This is a genomic window from Candidatus Electronema sp. JC (assembly GCF_048287365.2).
Lineage (GTDB): Bacteria > Desulfobacterota > Desulfobulbia > Desulfobulbales > Desulfobulbaceae > Electronema.
On the sequence record NZ_JBLWEM020000051.1, the window covers coordinates 1 to 16,602 of the forward strand.

Genomic DNA, 16,602 nt, shown 5'->3' on the forward strand with positions numbered 1-16,602 from the left:
CACGGTCTCAATCACGACGCGGTACACGGAGCACGGCTCGATCCGCACCGGCGCATACAGCGGCAGGCTGCGCACGCCATTGACCGTGCCGGAACTCAGCCGTCCGCATCCGCCGGAGACCGGCATCCTCACGGACAGCGCGGCTGCGCCGTATGTGCTTGTCACCGCAGGCAGTCTGACGGCGGACACGCGGCTGCGGGTGCAGGTCGAGCACAACGTGCAGGACGACATTCTCGCCTTCAAGCTGATTGACATGCGGGACGGCGGCGCGCAGGGCATGATCGTTCCGGCCACCGGAAACGGCGATTTTGTGCTGCCCGGCTTCAGCGGCTCGGCAGTGAGCAGCCTGAGCATCAAGGTGGAGAACTACGCCGCCTTGAAGACGCTGGTCGTCAACGACTACGACGGCAGGCTGGTGGATGTGCTGGATGTGAGGGTGGGGTGAGGGGACTCGCAGGGTCACGGCATGCCGTGACCCTACATTTTGCATTCCGGCAGCCGACTTGTGCCCTACAAGACTGCCATGATGCGCTGAAAGCGCACGCTTTTACTCAGTCGTCGTCGATGGCGCTGTTGGAAGTTCTCCTTTTCTCAAGTAATCAATGTATTCAGGTTTGTAAAATGGCCTGCTCGCTTCTTTGACAAACTCTTTATTCTCGGAAAGGGTCTCATAGCTCCACACCATAGCTGGAGGATACGGATTGCTGGAAATCTCTAGTTTGTGGTAATATTTGGCAACTTGCTTGCTCAGTGAGCATGCTGAGTGCAAGTGGACGGCCAGCCAGTAGTCCTTTCCTCTGGTCATGTAGATATAGAAATTGGGTTTATTCATTGGTACCTTCTGTGGATCCTTGGGAATAACTATGTCTTTCCCAAGGACTCTCTTTAGTTCCTGATCGAGCTCCGCGCAATCAGTTACGACATGCTTCTCAGGAGGGGCACCTTGGATATATTTTTTCTGTCCATCGGTGGCGATGTGCACATATTGCTCGATCTCGTCACTCCTCACGAGGGGGTAATGTCCAGTTTTGGCCTTGTAATCCTCAATATATCCACCGATAGTCTTGATGTCCTGCATACGCAGGATGTCCATGTCGTGTTGATACTGACTGTTAGTGCCACCTTCGTCAATCATTTTGTTGCAGCCTGTCAGTAATACTGCCAGCATAATGATTAATATCTTGAATCTCATGCGTTCTCCTTTCACTTGCAACAAAGAGTCATATATCTTGCCGGTTCAATATGATATACGGAAAGATTGCAACGAGCGGCAGGGTCACGGTATGCCGTGACCCTACAATTCTACGATTCCAGCAACGGCAACCAACCTCAGATAATCGCCTTCATCGCGCTCATATATCCGCGCAAGGTCGCGCCGACGGTCTCTACGCCGGTGCTGCGGATGATCCGGTTAACCTCGATCAGCTCCTTGTTGCTGACAGAGTTGTCCTTCACATCCATCCCCTTGCCAATCACGTCCGCGCCCACAGTCTTCATGAAGCCTTGCAGCAGCGGATAGGCCGCATGGTTGAAGAGATAGCAGCCGTACTCCGCCGTGTCAGAAATCACCACGTTCATTTCATACAGCTTCTTGCGGGTGATCAGGTTGGCTATCAGCGGCAGCTCGTGCAAGGATTCGTAATAGGCGGACTCCGCCTTGATGCCAGAAGAGACCATGGTGTTGAAGGCCAGCTCCACGCCCGCTTTCACCATCGCCACCATCATGATGCCTTTGTCGAAATACTCCTGCTCGCTGATGGCCGTGTCCGCCGCTTCTGTCTTCTCAAAGGCGGTTTCGCCAGTGGCCTTGCGCCATGTGAGCAAGTTGGCATCATCATTCGCCCAGTCCTGCATCATGGTCGTGGAGAAGTGGCCGGACATGATGTCGTCCATGTGCTTGCAGAAGAGCGGCTTGAGAATGCGCTTCAGCTCGTCGGCAAGATGGAAGGCCCGCAGTTTGGCCGGATTGGACAGCCGGTCCATCATGTTGGTGATGCCGCCGTGCTTGAGGGCCTCGGTGATCGTCTCCCAGCCGTTCTGGATCAGCTTGACCGCGTAACGGGCATCCATGCCCAGCTCGATCATCCGCTCGAAACAGAGCAGCGAGCCGGTCTGCAACATGCCGCAGAGGATGGTCTGCTCGCCCATCAGATCAGACTTCACCTCAGCGACAAATGAGGACTCCAAGCAGCCTGCGCGGTGGCCGCCTGTGCCAGCGGCGTAGGCTTTGGCAATGTCCCAGCCGATGCCGAGCGGGTCGTTCTCGCGGTGCACAGCCAGCAGGGTCGGCACGCCGAAGCCGCGCTGGTACTCATGCCGCACCTCGGTGCCAGGTGATTTGGGCGCAACCATGATCACGGTGATATCCTTGCGGATCTGCATCCCTTCTTCCACGATGTTGAAGCCGTGCGAGTAAGAGAGGCAGGCGTTCTCCTTCATCAGCGGCATCACCGCCTTGATCACGCCGGAATGCTGCTTGTCCGGGGTCAGGTTGATGACCAGATCAGCACTCGGCAGCATCTCCTGATAGGTGCCGACCTTGAAGCCGTTCTCCGTGGCCCGCTGCCAGGACAAACGCTTGCTGGCAATGGCCGCGTCGCGCAGGGTGTAGGACACGTCAAGGCCGCTGTCCCGCAGGTTCAGTCCTTGGTTCAGTCCTTGCGCACCGCAGCCGACAATGACGATCTTCTTGCCTTTCAGGGCCTCCACGCCGTTGAACTCGGACGACTGCATGAAGCGGCAGCGGCCCAGCTCGTCCAGCTGAAGGCGCAGGGGCAGGCTGTTGAAATAGTTGGCCATGATGATTCTCCTTGTGCAGAGTGGTTGAAAAATGTCGAATGGTGCTATCTTACCAGCAAACGCTGCGGCGTAAAGGGTTTTGTGCAGATTGGCGCGGCTGGCGGGGCGAAGGCAGCCGCGTCAGCCGTTTTTCCGCTTGCCTGCGGCAGGGAACTGATTTACAGTCGTGCGCATGAGCCTTTTTTGCAGCTTGAAAAAACAAAGAGAGAATTGCAACGCCTCTCATGCCATTGCAAGTGATCTTGCCCCGCCATGCTCTCTCCATCCGGCATCCGCCAGCGTTCCCTCCTACTCCAGGCCGTGCGGAGCTTTTTCCACAGCCGCGACTACCTTGAGGCCGACACCCCGATCCGCCTGCCCGCGCTGATTCCAGAGGCGGAAATCCAGCCGCTGCGCTCCGAGGAGCGGTTTCTCCAGACCTCGCCGGAGCTGTGCATGAAGCGGCTGCTGGCGGGCGGCTGCGAACGGCTCTTCCAGATCTGCCGCTGCTTCCGCAAAGGCGAGCGCGGGCGGCTGCATCAGGAGGAGTTCACCATGCTGGAGTGGTACCATGTCGGCTGGAGCTATGCCGAGCTGATGCAGGAGAGCGAGGCGCTGGCCCGGCATCTGGCGCGGTTCTGCGCGGCGCAGGACTGGCAGGAACTGTCCGCGTGGGCCACGCAGCTAGAGCCGTGGCCCCGCTTGACCGTGGCTGAGGTCTTCCAGCGTTTCGCGGGAATCGCGGCGGAGCAGGCCATCGCCGAGGGCCGTTTTGATTTGCTGCTGGTCGAGCGCGTCGAGCCGGAGCTGGCCCGGCTGGGCGCGGTCTTCCTCTGTGAATACCCAGCAGCTCTCGCCTCGCTGGCGCGGCCTAAGCCGGACAACCCCGCTGTTGCCGAGCGGGTCGAGCTGTACATCAGCGGCGTGGAGATCGCCAACGGCTTCTCCGAGCTGACCGACGCAGTCGCCCAGCGGCAGCGCTTCGAGGCGGAGATGACCAAGGCCGGAATCGACCGCAGCCTGATGCCGGAGAAGTTCCTCCGCGATCTGGAGCGGCTGCCGGACTGCGCGGGCATCGCTCTCGGCCTTGACCGCCTCTTCATGCTCCTGCTTGGCAAAAACAGCATCGCCGAGGTGCTGCCCTTCGCTGACAGCGATTTATAGCGTCCCCTTCGTTTTTTTCTCCTTGTCCGCAATGCGGATAAAGCTGCTTGTCAACAGGCAGCGCATTTTATATGATAAGTCCTCCCTGTTTCTGTCAGGCGAGAAGGTTCAAGGCCGATGCAGGACAAGGTGAAATCATCCCATCTAAAAATGATCATGAATAATTCAGACTGGACAGCGCGAGGCGAAGCTGTGTTCGCAGGAACCTACACCCGTTTTCCGGCGGCTATTGTCCGGGGCCAAGGCTGCCGCCTTTGGGACGCGGACGGCAAGGAATACTTGGATTTTCTCTCCGGCATCGCGGTCTGCTCGCTGGGGCATTGCCACCCGGCAGTGACGGAGGCCATCTGCGCCCAGGCGAAGAAGCTGCTGCACGTCTCCAACCTCTTCTACACCGAGCCGCAGACCGAGCTGGCCGAGCTGCTGATTGCGCACAGCTTTGCCGAGCGGGTCTTCTTCTGCAACTCCGGCGCAGAGGCCAACGAGGCGGCGATCAAGCTGGCCCGCATTTACAGCAGCAGCACAGGCCGTTACGAGGTGATTTCCCTCAGCGGCTCCTTTCATGGCCGCACCTTGGCAACCGTGGCGGCCACTGGTCAGCCCAAGTTTCATAAGGGCTTTGAGCCGCTGCCGAGCGGTTTCATTCATGCTGACTTTGGCACGCCAGAAGCCATTGAGCGGCTGGTCAGCGACAAGACCTGCGCCATACTCTGCGAACCGATTCAGGGCGAGAGCGGCGTGCGCCCGCTCTCAGAGGAATATCTGAAGGCAATCCGGGCTATTTGCGACCGCCACGGCCTGCTGCTCATCTTTGATGAGGTGCAAACCGGCATAGGCCGCACCGGCACCCTCTTCGCCTATGAGCAGTGCGGCGTTGTCCCTGATATCATGACTTTGGCCAAAGCGCTGGCCAACGGCCTGCCGGTCGGCGCGATGCTCACCCGCGCCAAGGTTGCCGCTGCCTTCACGCCGGGAACGCACGCCTCAACCTTTGGCGGCAATCCGGCAGCTGCGGCGGCAGGCGTGGCCGTGCTGAAAACTATGCTCGCTGATGGCTTCTTCGCCGACCTGCGCGAGCGCAGCAGCTACTTTGTTCAGCGTCTGGAAGGCTTGGTGGAGCGGTTCCCGCAGCTCTGCGCTGGAGTGCGCGGCAGGGGAATGCTGTTGGGATTAGTGCTGACGGAGAAAGGGATCACGCACGGGCCGGAGATTGTCCGTAGAATGTTCGAGCGCGGCATCCTGATCAACTTCGCAGGGATGCAGGCGCTGCGCTTCATTCCGCCGCTGACAGTCAGCCGGGAGGATATGGACCGGGTGGTGGACGCGCTGACACTGGAGCTGGCGGAACTGAAATAAGCGCCGTCCTTTCCATGTCAGCTTTCTTGCAAAAATGCTCAGTTTTTGCTTTAATATTCCTGCCTGTTTCCGTTTCTTCCATCCCCATGCCGCAGCCGTGCTGCGGCCCAACTGCCTGAAGGAGCTTATTATGCGCACATTCACCGTGTTACTGACCGCACTCTTTTTTACGCTCTTTGCATCGCCCATGCAGGCGGCGGAAAATTATTCTGATTTGATGAACCGGGCCGGCATGCAGCGGATGCTTTCGCAGCGGATTGCCAAAGCCTATTTTTACAACGGTCAAGGCATCTCGCAGAAGGAAACCGCTCATCAGCTCAACATTGCCGTGACACGTTTTCAATACAACCATGATGCTTTGAAAAAAGTCAGCAACAGCGAGATGCAGGACTTGCTCGGCATAGTTGAGACTATTTTTGCAAGCTACAAAGATTTAGTGAAAAAACCGTACAAAAAAGAAAATTCAGCTGCTGTTCTTGATTTAAGCGAGCAGCTGCTGAATGTCAGTCAGAATGCGGTTCTGAAGCTGGAAGAAATTTCAGGCGCGAAAATTGATAATATCATCAATATTTCAGGCCGCCAGCGGATGCTTTCGCAGCGGATTGCGAAATATTATATCGCCTATCAGGCTGGCTTTCAAGAAGAAAGCTATGTGGAGAATCTTGAAACGGCTGTATCTGAGTTTCAATCCGCGTTGAAAGTGCTGCGGGCAGAGAAAAGGAACACCGGGCGGATCAATTCGCTCTTAGATAAAATGCAGACCTTATGGGACAGGGTCGCGCCATATTTTCTGAAGATCCGCGAGAAAGGCAATCCCTCTCTCGTGCTGACCAGCACCGACGACATCAATCAGATCGCTGATGAAGTGACTGCCTTGTACGTGGAAGTTGCGGGGGCGGCCAAAAATTCGTCCCGCTGACAGAAGCTGTTTTTTTTCAGCCCTTCGGTGCCGCTCAATGCCTTGCAAAAGCGGCACTGAAGGGCATATTTTTTCATGTTGCGACACTATGATCCAATCCCGCCTGCATAAACTGCAAGCCTCGCTGCGGGGCCGCAATCTTGACGCAGTTCTGATCACCGAGCCAGCCAACCGCCGCTACCTGAGCGGCTACACCGCCGCCGACCACGGCATTCAGGAAAGCTCTGGCGTGCTGCTGATCTCCAAAAACGGCAGGCCGCATCTGCTCACCGACTCCCGCTTTGAGCTGCAAGCCCAAGAGGAGGCGCAGGGCTTCAAGGTGGAGCTGTATCGGAAAGGTCTCGCCGTGATGCTGAAAGCGCTGCTGCCGGATCTGAGTGTGCGGCGGCTCGGCTTTGAAAGCCATTATTTTCTCCACGCCGCTGTCGGCAGGCTGGAGAAAGCCTTGGCAGGCGCAACCGAGCTGGTTCCCCTCACCGGCTTGGTCGAGCGGATGCGGGAGGTCAAGAGCGAGGAGGAAATCAGCCTGATCAGGCAGTCTGTGCGGCTGAACGAGCGGATTTTTCAGCAGGTGAGCGGCACTGTCGCGCCGGGCATGACCGAGATTAAAGTCGCTTTGGCCATCGAGCGGGCGATGCGCGAGAACGGCGCGGAGCGGCCCAGCTTCGACACCATCGTCGCCTTCGGCTCCAACGCCGCCAAGCCTCATGCCGTGCCCACAGACCGGATTTTGCGGGAAGGCGAGATCGTCCTCATCGACATGGGGCTGATTTTGAACGGCTATTGCTCGGACATGACCCGCACCCTTTTTGTCGGCAAGCCGGACAGCCTTTTCTTGGAGCGGCTGCGGGCGGTGCGCAAAGCCCAGCTCGCGGCGGTCAAGGTGATCCGGGCGGGCGCGGTCTGCCGCGAGGTTGATCAGGCGGCGCGGCAGGTTCTCGACAAGGAGGGCATGGGCAAAGCCTTTGGCCACAGTCTTGGCCACGGAGTGGGCCTCGCCGTCCACGAGGCTCCCAGCCTCAACCCGCGCAACCGCAAGCAGCTGCACGCCGGAATGATTGTCACCATTGAGCCGGGCGTGTATTTTCCCGGCTGGGGCGGCATTCGGCTGGAGAACATGGCTGTGGTGCGCGAGGACGGCTGCGAGCTGCTGAATGAGGACAGCACCGGGCTGGATTTATAGCAGCGGCGAAGCCAGCCCGACAAAGAGGAAGCTGCATAGCGAGAGCAGGAACATCAGGGTGAAGAGGGCGCGGAGCGGCAGGGGAGGGAACAGCGGCCCGGTTCTCGCCAGCAGCAGGCCGAGCATCGGCAGCAGCGGCAGCATATAGCGGCCCTGCGGCTGGAAGTCTTTCGTCCATGAGGCCCAGGCCGCCGCCCCAACCAACAGCAGGCCGCAGCCGCTCAGATTGAGGAGGAGCAGCCGCTCCTCTGTCCCGCCCCGCAGCAGCACGGTCAGCGCGGCAAGGCCGCAGAAGAGCCAGCCGCTCCAGCTCATCAGCTCGTAATAGGCCGCGCTGGCCGCCACGCTGGCATGGCCATAGACCCCGTAAAAACTCCGCAGCACCTTGCCGCCCCAGCGGTATGCGCCGCTGCCGCTGAGCATCTCCCAAAAGCTCACGCCCCGCGCCCGCAGCTGAAGATGCGGATGTTGTTTGGCCAGCTCAGTGCTGGGCTTGTAGGCACGCTCCGCGTGCTCTTCCCGCAGCTGCTGAATCTTTGCCGCCTTGTTCCAGCCGTTGGCCGCAATGTCCGCCCCAGCCTGGAGGCTGAAGAGGGCCAAGGCGATTCCGCCGAGCGTAGCAGCCCGCCGCAGCGCGGGCCAAGTCAGCCGCTGCCGGAGCAGCAGCCCGTTGAGGAGGACAAACAGGGCGGCGAACACGACAAAGATGAGGAAGTTCTTCTTGATCAGCAGCAGCCCGCCCGCCAGCAGCCCCAAGGCGACAGCGGCCCGCCAGCCGCTTTGGCCGGAAAGATAGCGGCGGAGCAGCGATTCCGGCGCGGCAAGCTGCTGGGCGGCTATCAGGCAGAGGAAAAGGGCGAAGGCATCGGAATTGCAGGAGCTGAACACATACCACGCCTGCGGGGTCATGAGCAGGGGCAGAAAAATCAGGCGGGCGGGCGGCGAGCGGAAAGCCAGCAGGGCGAGGCAGCCGAGCAATAGGACATTGAAGAGCCGGTGCCGCTGATAGGCGGGCAGCCGGAACGGCTCAGTCAGCCAAGCGAATTTGCCGGTCAGGAAATAGGCGATTTCCCGTGAATTCAGTCGGGAGAAGCCGTAGCCACTGTAGCTGGCCGCGATTTCCGGCGCGTCTGCCGCCGGAGGCAGCCAGTGCCGCTCGTAATAGGCGGCGGCGGCGCTGTGCACCTGCTCGTCAGGATGACTGCCCGGACTGCTGCGCACAGCCAAGGCGGCGACCAGCAGCGTCACTCCGAAAAGCAGCAAAGGAATAGAGCGGAAGTCCTCGGCCAGCGGGGCAAGGTATCGCAGCAGCAGATGCAGGAGCAGAGCCAAGGCGATGAAACGGCCCGCCTCCGGCAGCCAGTCAGCAGGCGGCAGAGACGCGGGCGGCTCCACGGTCAGATGCAGGTCAGGATTGCCTGCTGCCGAGGTCACGCCCCAGCCAAAGCCCTCAATGAACGCGGCGGAGGTGACGTTCTGCCCTGGCTGGAAGCGGGTGAAATCCGCAGGGCTGACGAAGATCAAAGGCCGCAGGCCCGGCTGGCGGATGGTGATGCTGTGGAAAACCGCTGCGCCGGGTGCTTTGCCCATTGGGTCCAAGCGGAAATGACGGATGGCGCGGAGGTCGCCGAGAAAGAAGCCATGCTGGCTGCGGCCCAGCTTGAGCACCGCGCTGCCCATCCGGGAGCGGGAATAATCCTGTCCGGCCTCAGCCCAGTACAGCTCGACAGCGGTGTCATGGTCAACCGTGCAGTCTATCTCAACATAGGCCCGGTTGAAAAAGAAATGCTGCCAGATTACAGCGGCGGCGAGGAGCAGGACAAGCAGGGCCTGATGCCGCCGCAGCAGGTCAAGAAGACGCGGCATCAGGCCGCCGCCTCCCGCATCCGCATGAAGAGAACAAGGGCCAGCGCGTAGATCAGGACAGCGGCAAGCAGGGTGAGATTGAAGCCGAGATAGATGGAGATCAGCACGCTGGCAATGCCGCCGATGACCGTGAACAGGCCGTTCATGCCCCAAGCCCAGGCCACCGCGCCTTCTGGCTGCCTGCTCACCGCCAAGATGCCGAGCGGAAAGCACATGCCCATGAAGAAGCCCGCAGGCAATATGAGCAGCACTGCCGCTGCCACCCGGCCCCAGATGGAGAAGGCTAAGAAATGGCTGAAATAGGCCGGATACACGGCGATGAAAAGCAGGACAGAGAGAATGGTTCCGGCAAAGGGGAGCAGCCAGCGTTGCTGCGGGCTGATGCCCATCTTCCCTGAACAAAGGCTGCCCAGCGCGGCAGCGATCAGCATGGCGAAGACCACGGCGGAATAGGTGTGCAGCGGGAAGCCGATCAGCTTCATGAATATCTGGATGAAGACCAGCTCGACAATGATGAAGCCGCCGCCGAGGCAGGAGAAATAGCCCAGCGAGGCCAGCTTGCCTGGCCAGCGCGTCCGCCCGGCCTTGGAGAAGAGCAGCGGCACGAGCACAAAGAGCAGCGCGAAGAGCAGCGAGGCTGCCGAGACAATGACCAAATGCTCAAGATCATTCGGAACAACCCTGTCTGAAAGATACTGCGAGGAAAGCAGCCCAGCAGTGGAATAGTCCATGTATTTTTCAGGATAGGAGCGGTTGTACCTGTCCCAGCGTTTGCGCAGGAAGTTGAAATAAGGCCGGTTGTCGGTGGCCGCTGTCACCCGGAAAGGCACGAGGGCTGCCGTGGCTTTGGACAGCTCGCCGGAATAGAATTCGTCACTGAGCATGGACTGTTCCGGCAGAAACGGATCCTCAGCCAGCCGGGTGTGCCCCCGGAACCATGTGCGAAGCTGGGCGACTTCCGCCTCTGTCCACGGGGTCATGCGGATGAGCAGCGTGGGCAGGTTGTCGCGCACGCCGTCTTTGGCCTGAAAAACGAGGACATGGCGGCGAAAATCGATGCGGCCCATGTCCTTCCAGGCTTTGGCCGCTGTTGTCACCATGCGGGGATAGACGTGGTGGTTGATCTGGAGGATGCCGTCCGGCTTCAGACGCTGAAAATATTCGGTGTAGGCTTCGGCGGTTTGGAGGTAGGACGTGGCCATGGCCCCGCTGCCCGCCGCGATGCTGCTGGAGGTATGATTGCTGTAAATCTGGATGATGTCGTATTGTTTGTCCGAAGCCCGCAGGAAGCTGCGGCCTTCGTCCACATGCGCTGTCACGCGCGGGTCGTTGAAGATGCCGCCGTTGAAGTCCTTGTACAGCTCCTTGCCGATTTTGACGACAAAGCCGACCAGCTCGACCGCGTCCACATGCTTCGCGCCGAAGGTCAGGGCTGCCTTGGTTTCCTGTCCGCCTGCCGCGCCGATGATCAGCACCTCAGCACCGCTGTCCCGCTTCAGCCAGTGGCTGAGATAGACATTCTGGCCGCCGAAGTTGGAGGTGGTCGCATCCGGCAGCGCGGCCCGCAGGCGGGTGTAGTCGCCGTCAAAGGGATAAATGAAGCTCGACTGGGTGCCGCCATCGTAGGCGATGTGCTTGGCTCCGCCGGTATTGATCACATCAATCTTGCTGATCGCATCCCAATGGCTCACCTCCACAGTCTCCGCCGCAAAGCTCTCCAGCACGCCGCGCTTGGAGACGTGATGCCGGAATTCAAAATAGCGGTCCGCAGAATTGTCAGCGGTGAAGGATTTGACCAAAGGAATCGCAGCGGCGGCAATGCCCATAAGCGGCAGCAGCTTCGGCCACAATCTGCCTTCAGCCAGCAGTCCGGCAGTGATCCAGCAGAGGCCGCCGCCGAGGAAGAGCGCGCCTGCCGGGCCGATGTGCGGCAGGAAGGGAATCAGGATCAGGCAGCCAAGAGCGGCTCCGGCCAAGTCCCAGAAGTAAAGCCGCTGAATGTCCTTGGCATAGGCTGAGAAAATGATGGTGAAGAACAGGCCGGAGAGAAAGAACGGCGCGGAGAGCAGCAGATACATGGTCGCAAAGGCGGCGATGTCCTTGCCGGAGCTGGCTTGGATGTTGGCTAAATTGAGCGGCAGGCTGTTGATTGCGGGCAGCAGCGCAAGCAGGAAAAGGCCAAAAAAGAAGGCCAGACCGGCGAGCTTGGCCCGCAGCCGCCCGTCCTGCCGCACCGGCCAAAGGGACTGCTGCACGCCCGCCAGCCCGAAGCAGAACATGACCATGGTGATGATCATGTACGCCTTGTTGGCGTGCCAGATCACATCGAAAATCCGCACTAAGGCCAGTTCGGCCATCAGCGTGGTCAGGGCGATGAGGAAGAGGCTGAGGGCAATGTGGTTCATGCGGCGCAGTCCTGTGGCTGGGGTGAATGAAAAGAGTGAGGGATAGTACCCCATCGCCGAGGAGAGTTCAAGCTGAAGCGCGCCCGCTCAGATTTCGGTCAGCAGCGCCACCGCATGGCTGCTGATGCCCTCGCCGCGTCCGGCGTAGCCCATGCCCTCGGTGGTGGTGGCCTTGATGTTGACCGCCTCAGTCCCGCAGATCGCGCCGAGCCGGGCGCGCATCGCCGCCATGTGCGGGGCCAGCTTGGGCCGCTGACAGATCACGGTGATGTCCGCGTTCAGCAGGCGCAGCCCTTTTGCCCTGACCAAAGCCATCACCCGCGCCAGCAGCTGGCAGCTGTCCGCGCCCCGGTACTGCTCGTCGCTGTCCGGGAAGTGGCGGCCAATGTCGCCCTCGCCAAGAGCGCCGAGCAGTGCGTCCATCAGGGCGTGCACCAGCACATCCGCATCAGAATGGCCGTCTAGGCCAAGGTGATAGGGAATCTCCTGCCCGCCCAGAATGAGCCTGCGCCCCTCCACCAGCCGGTGCGCGTCAAAGCCGTGGCCGATCCGCATGATGCCTTCCTTCTGCCCGATCAGAGCGGCGGCAAGTGCCAAATCCTCCGGTCGGGTGATTTTCAAGTTCTGCTCGCTGCCCATGACCACGCTGACCGGAATGCCCGCGTGTTCAAGCAGTGAAGCCTCGTCCGTGCCGACAAAGCCGTTGGCCTCGGCCTGGCGGAAGGCCTGCTCCAGCAAAACGCGGGACGCGCCCTGCGGAGTCTGCGCCTGCCAGAGCCGCTCGCGGTCGACGGTGCGGAGCACAGTTCCGCTCGCAGCTTCCTTGAGCGTGTCCTTGACCGGCACTGCGGCGATCACCGCGCCGTGCTCGGCAATGCCTGCCAAGCAGCGGTCAATGATTGCTGCTGTGACCAAAGGACGTGCGCCGTCATGCACCAAGATCTGGCCAATGTCCGCAGGCAGGGCGGCAAGACCGTTGCGCACGGACTGCTGACGGCTCGCACCGCCTGCGGTGAAGCCGAGCTTGTCCTGCTGGGAAGGGGAAAGAAAAGGGAGGATCAGAGCCGCGCCGGACTGAAGCTGCTCCGGCGGCAGCACGGCGATGACCGCGTCAACCTTGGGATGATTGAGAACGGCCCGCAGCGTGCGGGCCAGCACCGGCATTCCGGCCAGCTCAAGGAACTGCTTGGGCACTGCCATGCCCATCCGGCTGCCGGAGCCTGCGGCGGGGATAATGACCCCGCATCTGCTGCTGCACATGAATCTGTTCTGCTTTTGGAGGATCAGAAAACTGCCGGAGCGGCATCGTCCGCACTCCGGCAGCGGTTGTCAGCTGCTCTTGAACTGCGCGACCAAAGCCTGAATCGACTCCTTCGCATCGCCGAAGTACATGCGGGTGTTGTCGTTGAAGAAGAGCGCGTTCTCGATGCCCGCAAAGCCCGGATTCATCGAGCGTTTGAGGACGATGACCGTCCGCGCCCGGTGGGTCTCGATGATCGGCATTCCGTAGATCGGGCTGGATGCGTCGTTCAGGGCTGCCGGATTGACCACGTCGTTCGCGCCGATCACCACGCAGACATCAACGCTGTCCATGCGCGGGTTGATGTCGTCCATCTCGATGAGCTGGTCGTAGGGCACGTTGGCTTCCGCCAGAAGCACGTTCATGTGGCCTGGCATCCGGCCTGCGACCGGATGAATGGCGTAGCTCACCTCGGTGTCGTTCTTTTCCAGTAGTTCGCCCAGCTCGCGCACAACATGCTGCGCCTGCGCTACGGCCAAGCCGTAGCCTGGCACAAAGACCACTGAATCAGCGGATTCAAGCATGTAATAGACATCCTCCGCCGATGCGGGCCGCACCTCGCCCTGCGCAGCCGCGTCGCCGCTCTTGGCTGCTGCGCCGCTGCCAAAGCCGGAGAAGAGCACATTGGCCAGCGAGCGGTTCATGGCCTTGCACATGATGTTGGTGAGGATGATGCCTGACGCGCCGACCAGCGCGCCCGCCACGATCAGCAGCTTGTTGGAGATGACGAAGCCTGCGGCGCAGGCGGCCAGGCCGGAGTAGCTGTTGAGCAGGGCGATGACCACCGGCATGTCCGCGCCGCCGATGGGAATGGTCGATGTCACGCCGAAGCCGAGCGCGACAAGGACGATCAGGATGAAGAGGAAATAGCCGAAGCCGGAGCCGGGACTGAGGCAGAATAGCAGGGCGGCAAGCAGGACAGCGGCGAGAATCGCGCCGTTGACCATGTGCTGGCCCTTGAAGAGCACCGGCTTCTGGGTGATTTTCCCGGAGAGCTTGCCGAAGGCGACCATCGAGCCGCTGAAGGTCACGCCGCCGATCAGAGCGGACAGGAAGGTGACGATGGCGATGAAGAGGCTGGTCTCGATCTGCTGGTGGTACTCGCTCCACGCTAACAGCAGGCTGGCGAGGCCGCCGAAGCCGTTGAACAAAGCCACCATTTCCGGCATTTCCGTCATCTGCACCTTGAAGGCCGCATACACGCCGACCGCGCTGCCGAGGAGAACGCCGAGGATGATCCACTTGTAATCCAGTCCGGCGGACAGCAGCGTGACAACAATGGCGATGAACATGCCCAGCGCGGAGAGCTGGTTGCCCCGCCGTGCCGTGGCGGGCGAGCCGAGCATTTTCAGGCCGAAAATGAACAGGGCCGCCGAGATGACATAGACGAAGTTGATGAGCAGATTCACTTGCCGCCTCCCTCAGTCTTGTCCTTTTTCTTGAACATTTCCAGCATCTGGTCCGTGACCAAGTAGCCGCCGACCACGTTCACCGCCGCGAAGGCCACAGCCAGCGTGCCGATCAGGGCGGCGAAGCCGTGCGCGTCGGTTTGCAGCGAGGCCATCGCGCCGATCAGAGTGATGCCGGAAATGGCGTTCGAGCCGGACATCAGCGGGGTGTGCAGGGTGGACGGCACCTTGGAGATCAGCTCGAAGCCGAGGAAAATTGCCAGCATAAATACAAAGGTCAGATACACCGCTTCCATTTCGTCCTCACTTGTTGATGATGCTTTTGTACATCTCGCTGACGATTTCGCCGTCGTGGGTGATCAGCGCGCCTTTGATGATCTCGTCGTTGCGGTTGAGGTTGAAGACCTTGGCCTTCTTGTCCCAGAAATGCTCGACGAAATTGCCGAGGTTGGCTGAATACATCTGGCTGGCGGTCTCCGCCACGCGGCCCGGCAGATTGCCGAAGCCGATCACCCGCACCCCGCCGATCTCCGTCACCTTGTCCAATTCCGCGCCCTCGACATTGCCGCCGCTCTCCACAGCCATGTCGATCACCACTGAGCCGGGCCGCATCTCGGCCAGCATCTTGCTGTCGATCAGGCGCGGCGCCGGGCGGCCAAAGAGCTGGGCCGTGGTGATCACGACATCAGCGCGGGCGCAGGCCTTGGTCATGCCCTCCTTTTGCAGGGCGAGCTGCTCCGGCGTGAGGGCCTTGGCGTAGCCGTCCTTGGTCTGGCCAGTCTCGCCGAGATCAATCTTGACGAACTTCGCGCCGAGCGACTTGACCTGCTCCTCGACCACAGGCCGCGTGTCAAAGGCCTCGACCACCGCGCCCAGCCGCTTGGCTGTGGCGATGGCCTGCAAGCCTGCCACGCCCACGCCGATGACAAAGACCCGCGTCGGTTTGATGGTGCCTGCGGGCGTGGTCATCATCGGGAATATTTTGTCCAAATGCTCCGCGCCGAGGAGCACCGCCGCGTAGCCCGCCACGTTGGCCTGCGAGGAGAGCACATCCATCTTCTGCGCCAGCGTGCTGCGGGGAATCATCTCCAAGCTGACTGCGGAAACGCCTGCCCGGCGGAGCAGCTCCACCAGCTCGCCTTCATTGAAGGGATCCAAGTAGCTGATGTGGATGCAGCCTTTTTTCATCAGCTCAATTTCGTCCGCAGGCGGCTTGCGCAGGCGAAGGATCATGTCGGCGGACTGGAGCAGCTCGCGGCGCGCCGCGCTCACAGCCGCCCCGGCCTTCTCGTAGTCCGCGTCCTCAAAACGGCAGCTCTGCCCCAGCCCGGATTCAATCACCAGCTCCGCGCCCAGCTTGACCAATTTTTCCGCCGTGGCCGGGATCAGGGGAACCCGCCGTTCCCCCGGACAGCTTTCCTTCATGACCGCAATTTTCATCAGCAGCTCCTTGGTTTTGTATAAACAATTTTGATGCGAAATCGTCTGCGGCATCCCCTCGGCAGGGCCGATGCTGCCTGCGCTTGCAAGAGGGCTGTTGTTTTGTACACGAAAAAAAGAGGAAAGACTACGGAAAACAACAAGGTGATGCGAAGGCGGCATCATGGCTCTCTTCGGCTGCGCTCAGGGAGCGCGTTTCTCTGCGAGCAAGTACCCGGCACCTGCCGAAAGACAGCGAAAATCCCTTGTTCTCGCCGCTGTTCTGGTGGTATTTTAAGGCCGCAATCATCTGAAGAAGGAGGAAAGCATGGCCTATAAAGTTCTGAGCTTCGTCAAAGCGGCGTGGATCAAGCCGCTGTGGAAGCGATTTTCGTGGCCTGTTGTTGAGACCATCTATAGGGTGCCTCGGAACATACCGATTTTACTGAAAGCATCATCGAATATAATTAGGAAATTACAATGCGCCAACTGCCAAAAATATCAATTTTTCAAGGTTCCTTGATGTTTTTCTGTGTATGGCATATTTCCGCTGGTCCGGCGTAAATCCTGAGCAAGTCTGGATCAGGCTGCTCAGATGGCTGACGGAGCCGTTTCATGAAGCGGATTTCTTTTTTTCTTGTGGCATAGAAAAAGAAATGTGCAGGTTGCAATTTCATTTCGTGGATTCAAGTTGTAAGTGCAACTTTTGCGGGGTTGAGAAAAGAGTGAGTTATGGTAACATGATGGCTCAATTCTCACCGCCAAGCAAGAGGAGCGCGCATGAAGCATTACACACAACTCAC

14 protein-coding genes are annotated in these 16,602 nt (G+C 60.0%); 6 read left to right on the forward strand and 8 right to left on the reverse strand.

Annotated features, from left to right (window positions below):
* A partial coding sequence (locus ACNKH3_RS08065) for a hypothetical protein (protein ID WP_420208867.1) occupies positions 1–445 on the forward strand: 445 nt, incomplete at its 5' end.
* A 102-nt stretch (positions 446–547) separates the two neighbouring features.
* Here ACNKH3_RS08065 and ACNKH3_RS08070 read toward each other — a convergent pair.
* Together ACNKH3_RS08070 and ilvC are read right to left on the reverse strand one after the other, a co-directional pair.
* Positions 548–1,192, reverse strand: coding sequence for a hypothetical protein (locus tag ACNKH3_RS08070; protein WP_420208868.1), 645 nt, complete (start codon positions 1,190–1,192; stop codon positions 548–550).
* Positions 1,193–1,329: 137 nt separating this feature from the next.
* The gene (gene ilvC / locus ACNKH3_RS08075; protein WP_420208869.1) at positions 1,330–2,799 is read right to left on the reverse strand and encodes a ketol-acid reductoisomerase; all 1,470 of its coding nucleotides are present in this window, start codon (positions 2,797–2,799) and stop codon (positions 1,330–1,332) included.
* 24 nt (positions 2,800–2,823) lie between these two features.
* Between ilvC and ACNKH3_RS08080 the strand changes: the two genes are divergently transcribed.
* The 5 genes from ACNKH3_RS08080 (at position 2,824) to ACNKH3_RS08100 (ending at position 7,400) form a co-directional block, all read left to right on the forward strand.
* Positions 2,824–3,039 carry a hypothetical protein gene (locus ACNKH3_RS08080; RefSeq protein ID WP_417916269.1) on the forward strand — a complete coding sequence of 72 codons (216 nt, stop codon included), beginning with the start codon at positions 2,824–2,826 and terminating at the stop codon, positions 3,037–3,039.
* Positions 3,040–3,051: 12 nt separating this feature from the next.
* On the forward strand, positions 3,052–3,942 hold the full coding sequence (gene epmA / locus ACNKH3_RS08085; RefSeq protein ID WP_417916270.1) for an EF-P lysine aminoacylase EpmA: 891 nt from the start codon (positions 3,052–3,054) through the stop codon (positions 3,940–3,942).
* A 156-nt stretch (positions 3,943–4,098) separates the two neighbouring features.
* Positions 4,099–5,298, forward strand: coding sequence for an aspartate aminotransferase family protein (locus ACNKH3_RS08090; protein ID WP_420208870.1), 1,200 nt, complete (start codon positions 4,099–4,101; stop codon positions 5,296–5,298).
* 130 nt (positions 5,299–5,428) lie between these two features.
* Positions 5,429–6,217: a type IV pili methyl-accepting chemotaxis transducer N-terminal domain-containing protein gene (locus ACNKH3_RS08095; RefSeq protein WP_420208871.1), complete on the forward strand. Its 789-nt coding sequence runs from the start codon at positions 5,429–5,431 to the stop codon at positions 6,215–6,217.
* Between the two features lie 88 nt (positions 6,218–6,305).
* On the forward strand, positions 6,306–7,400 hold the full coding sequence (locus tag ACNKH3_RS08100; protein ID WP_417915884.1) for a M24 family metallopeptidase: 1,095 nt from the start codon (positions 6,306–6,308) through the stop codon (positions 7,398–7,400).
* On the opposite strand, the gene ACNKH3_RS08105 is transcribed toward ACNKH3_RS08100, so the two are convergent.
* The 6 genes from ACNKH3_RS08105 to ACNKH3_RS08130 form a co-directional block, all read right to left on the reverse strand.
* Positions 7,395–9,266, reverse strand: a complete 1,872-nt coding sequence (locus ACNKH3_RS08105) for a hypothetical protein (RefSeq protein WP_420208872.1) — start codon at positions 9,264–9,266, stop codon at positions 7,395–7,397. The genes ACNKH3_RS08100 and ACNKH3_RS08105 overlap by 6 nt on opposite strands.
* The gene (locus tag ACNKH3_RS08110; RefSeq protein ID WP_420208873.1) at positions 9,266–11,671 is read right to left on the reverse strand and encodes a hypothetical protein; all 2,406 of its coding nucleotides are present in this window, start codon (positions 11,669–11,671) and stop codon (positions 9,266–9,268) included. Before ACNKH3_RS08110 ends, ACNKH3_RS08105 begins: the two co-directional genes overlap by 1 nt.
* A gap of 87 nt (positions 11,672–11,758) precedes the next feature.
* The gene (gene ispD / locus ACNKH3_RS08115; RefSeq protein ID WP_420208874.1) at positions 11,759–12,931 is read right to left on the reverse strand and encodes a 2-C-methyl-D-erythritol 4-phosphate cytidylyltransferase; all 1,173 of its coding nucleotides are present in this window, start codon (positions 12,929–12,931) and stop codon (positions 11,759–11,761) included.
* A 69-nt stretch (positions 12,932–13,000) separates the two neighbouring features.
* Positions 13,001–14,380 carry an NAD(P)(+) transhydrogenase (Re/Si-specific) subunit beta gene (locus ACNKH3_RS08120; RefSeq protein ID WP_420208875.1) on the reverse strand — a complete coding sequence of 460 codons (1,380 nt, stop codon included), beginning with the start codon at positions 14,378–14,380 and terminating at the stop codon, positions 13,001–13,003.
* Complete coding sequence (locus ACNKH3_RS08125; RefSeq protein WP_420208876.1) at positions 14,377–14,676, reverse strand: NAD(P) transhydrogenase subunit alpha; 300 nt, start codon at positions 14,674–14,676, stop codon at positions 14,377–14,379. Before ACNKH3_RS08125 ends, ACNKH3_RS08120 begins: the two co-directional genes overlap by 4 nt.
* 7 nt (positions 14,677–14,683) lie before the next feature.
* Complete coding sequence (locus tag ACNKH3_RS08130; RefSeq protein WP_420208877.1) at positions 14,684–15,820, reverse strand: Re/Si-specific NAD(P)(+) transhydrogenase subunit alpha; 1,137 nt, start codon at positions 15,818–15,820, stop codon at positions 14,684–14,686.
* Between the last annotated feature and the right edge of the window lie 782 nt (positions 15,821–16,602).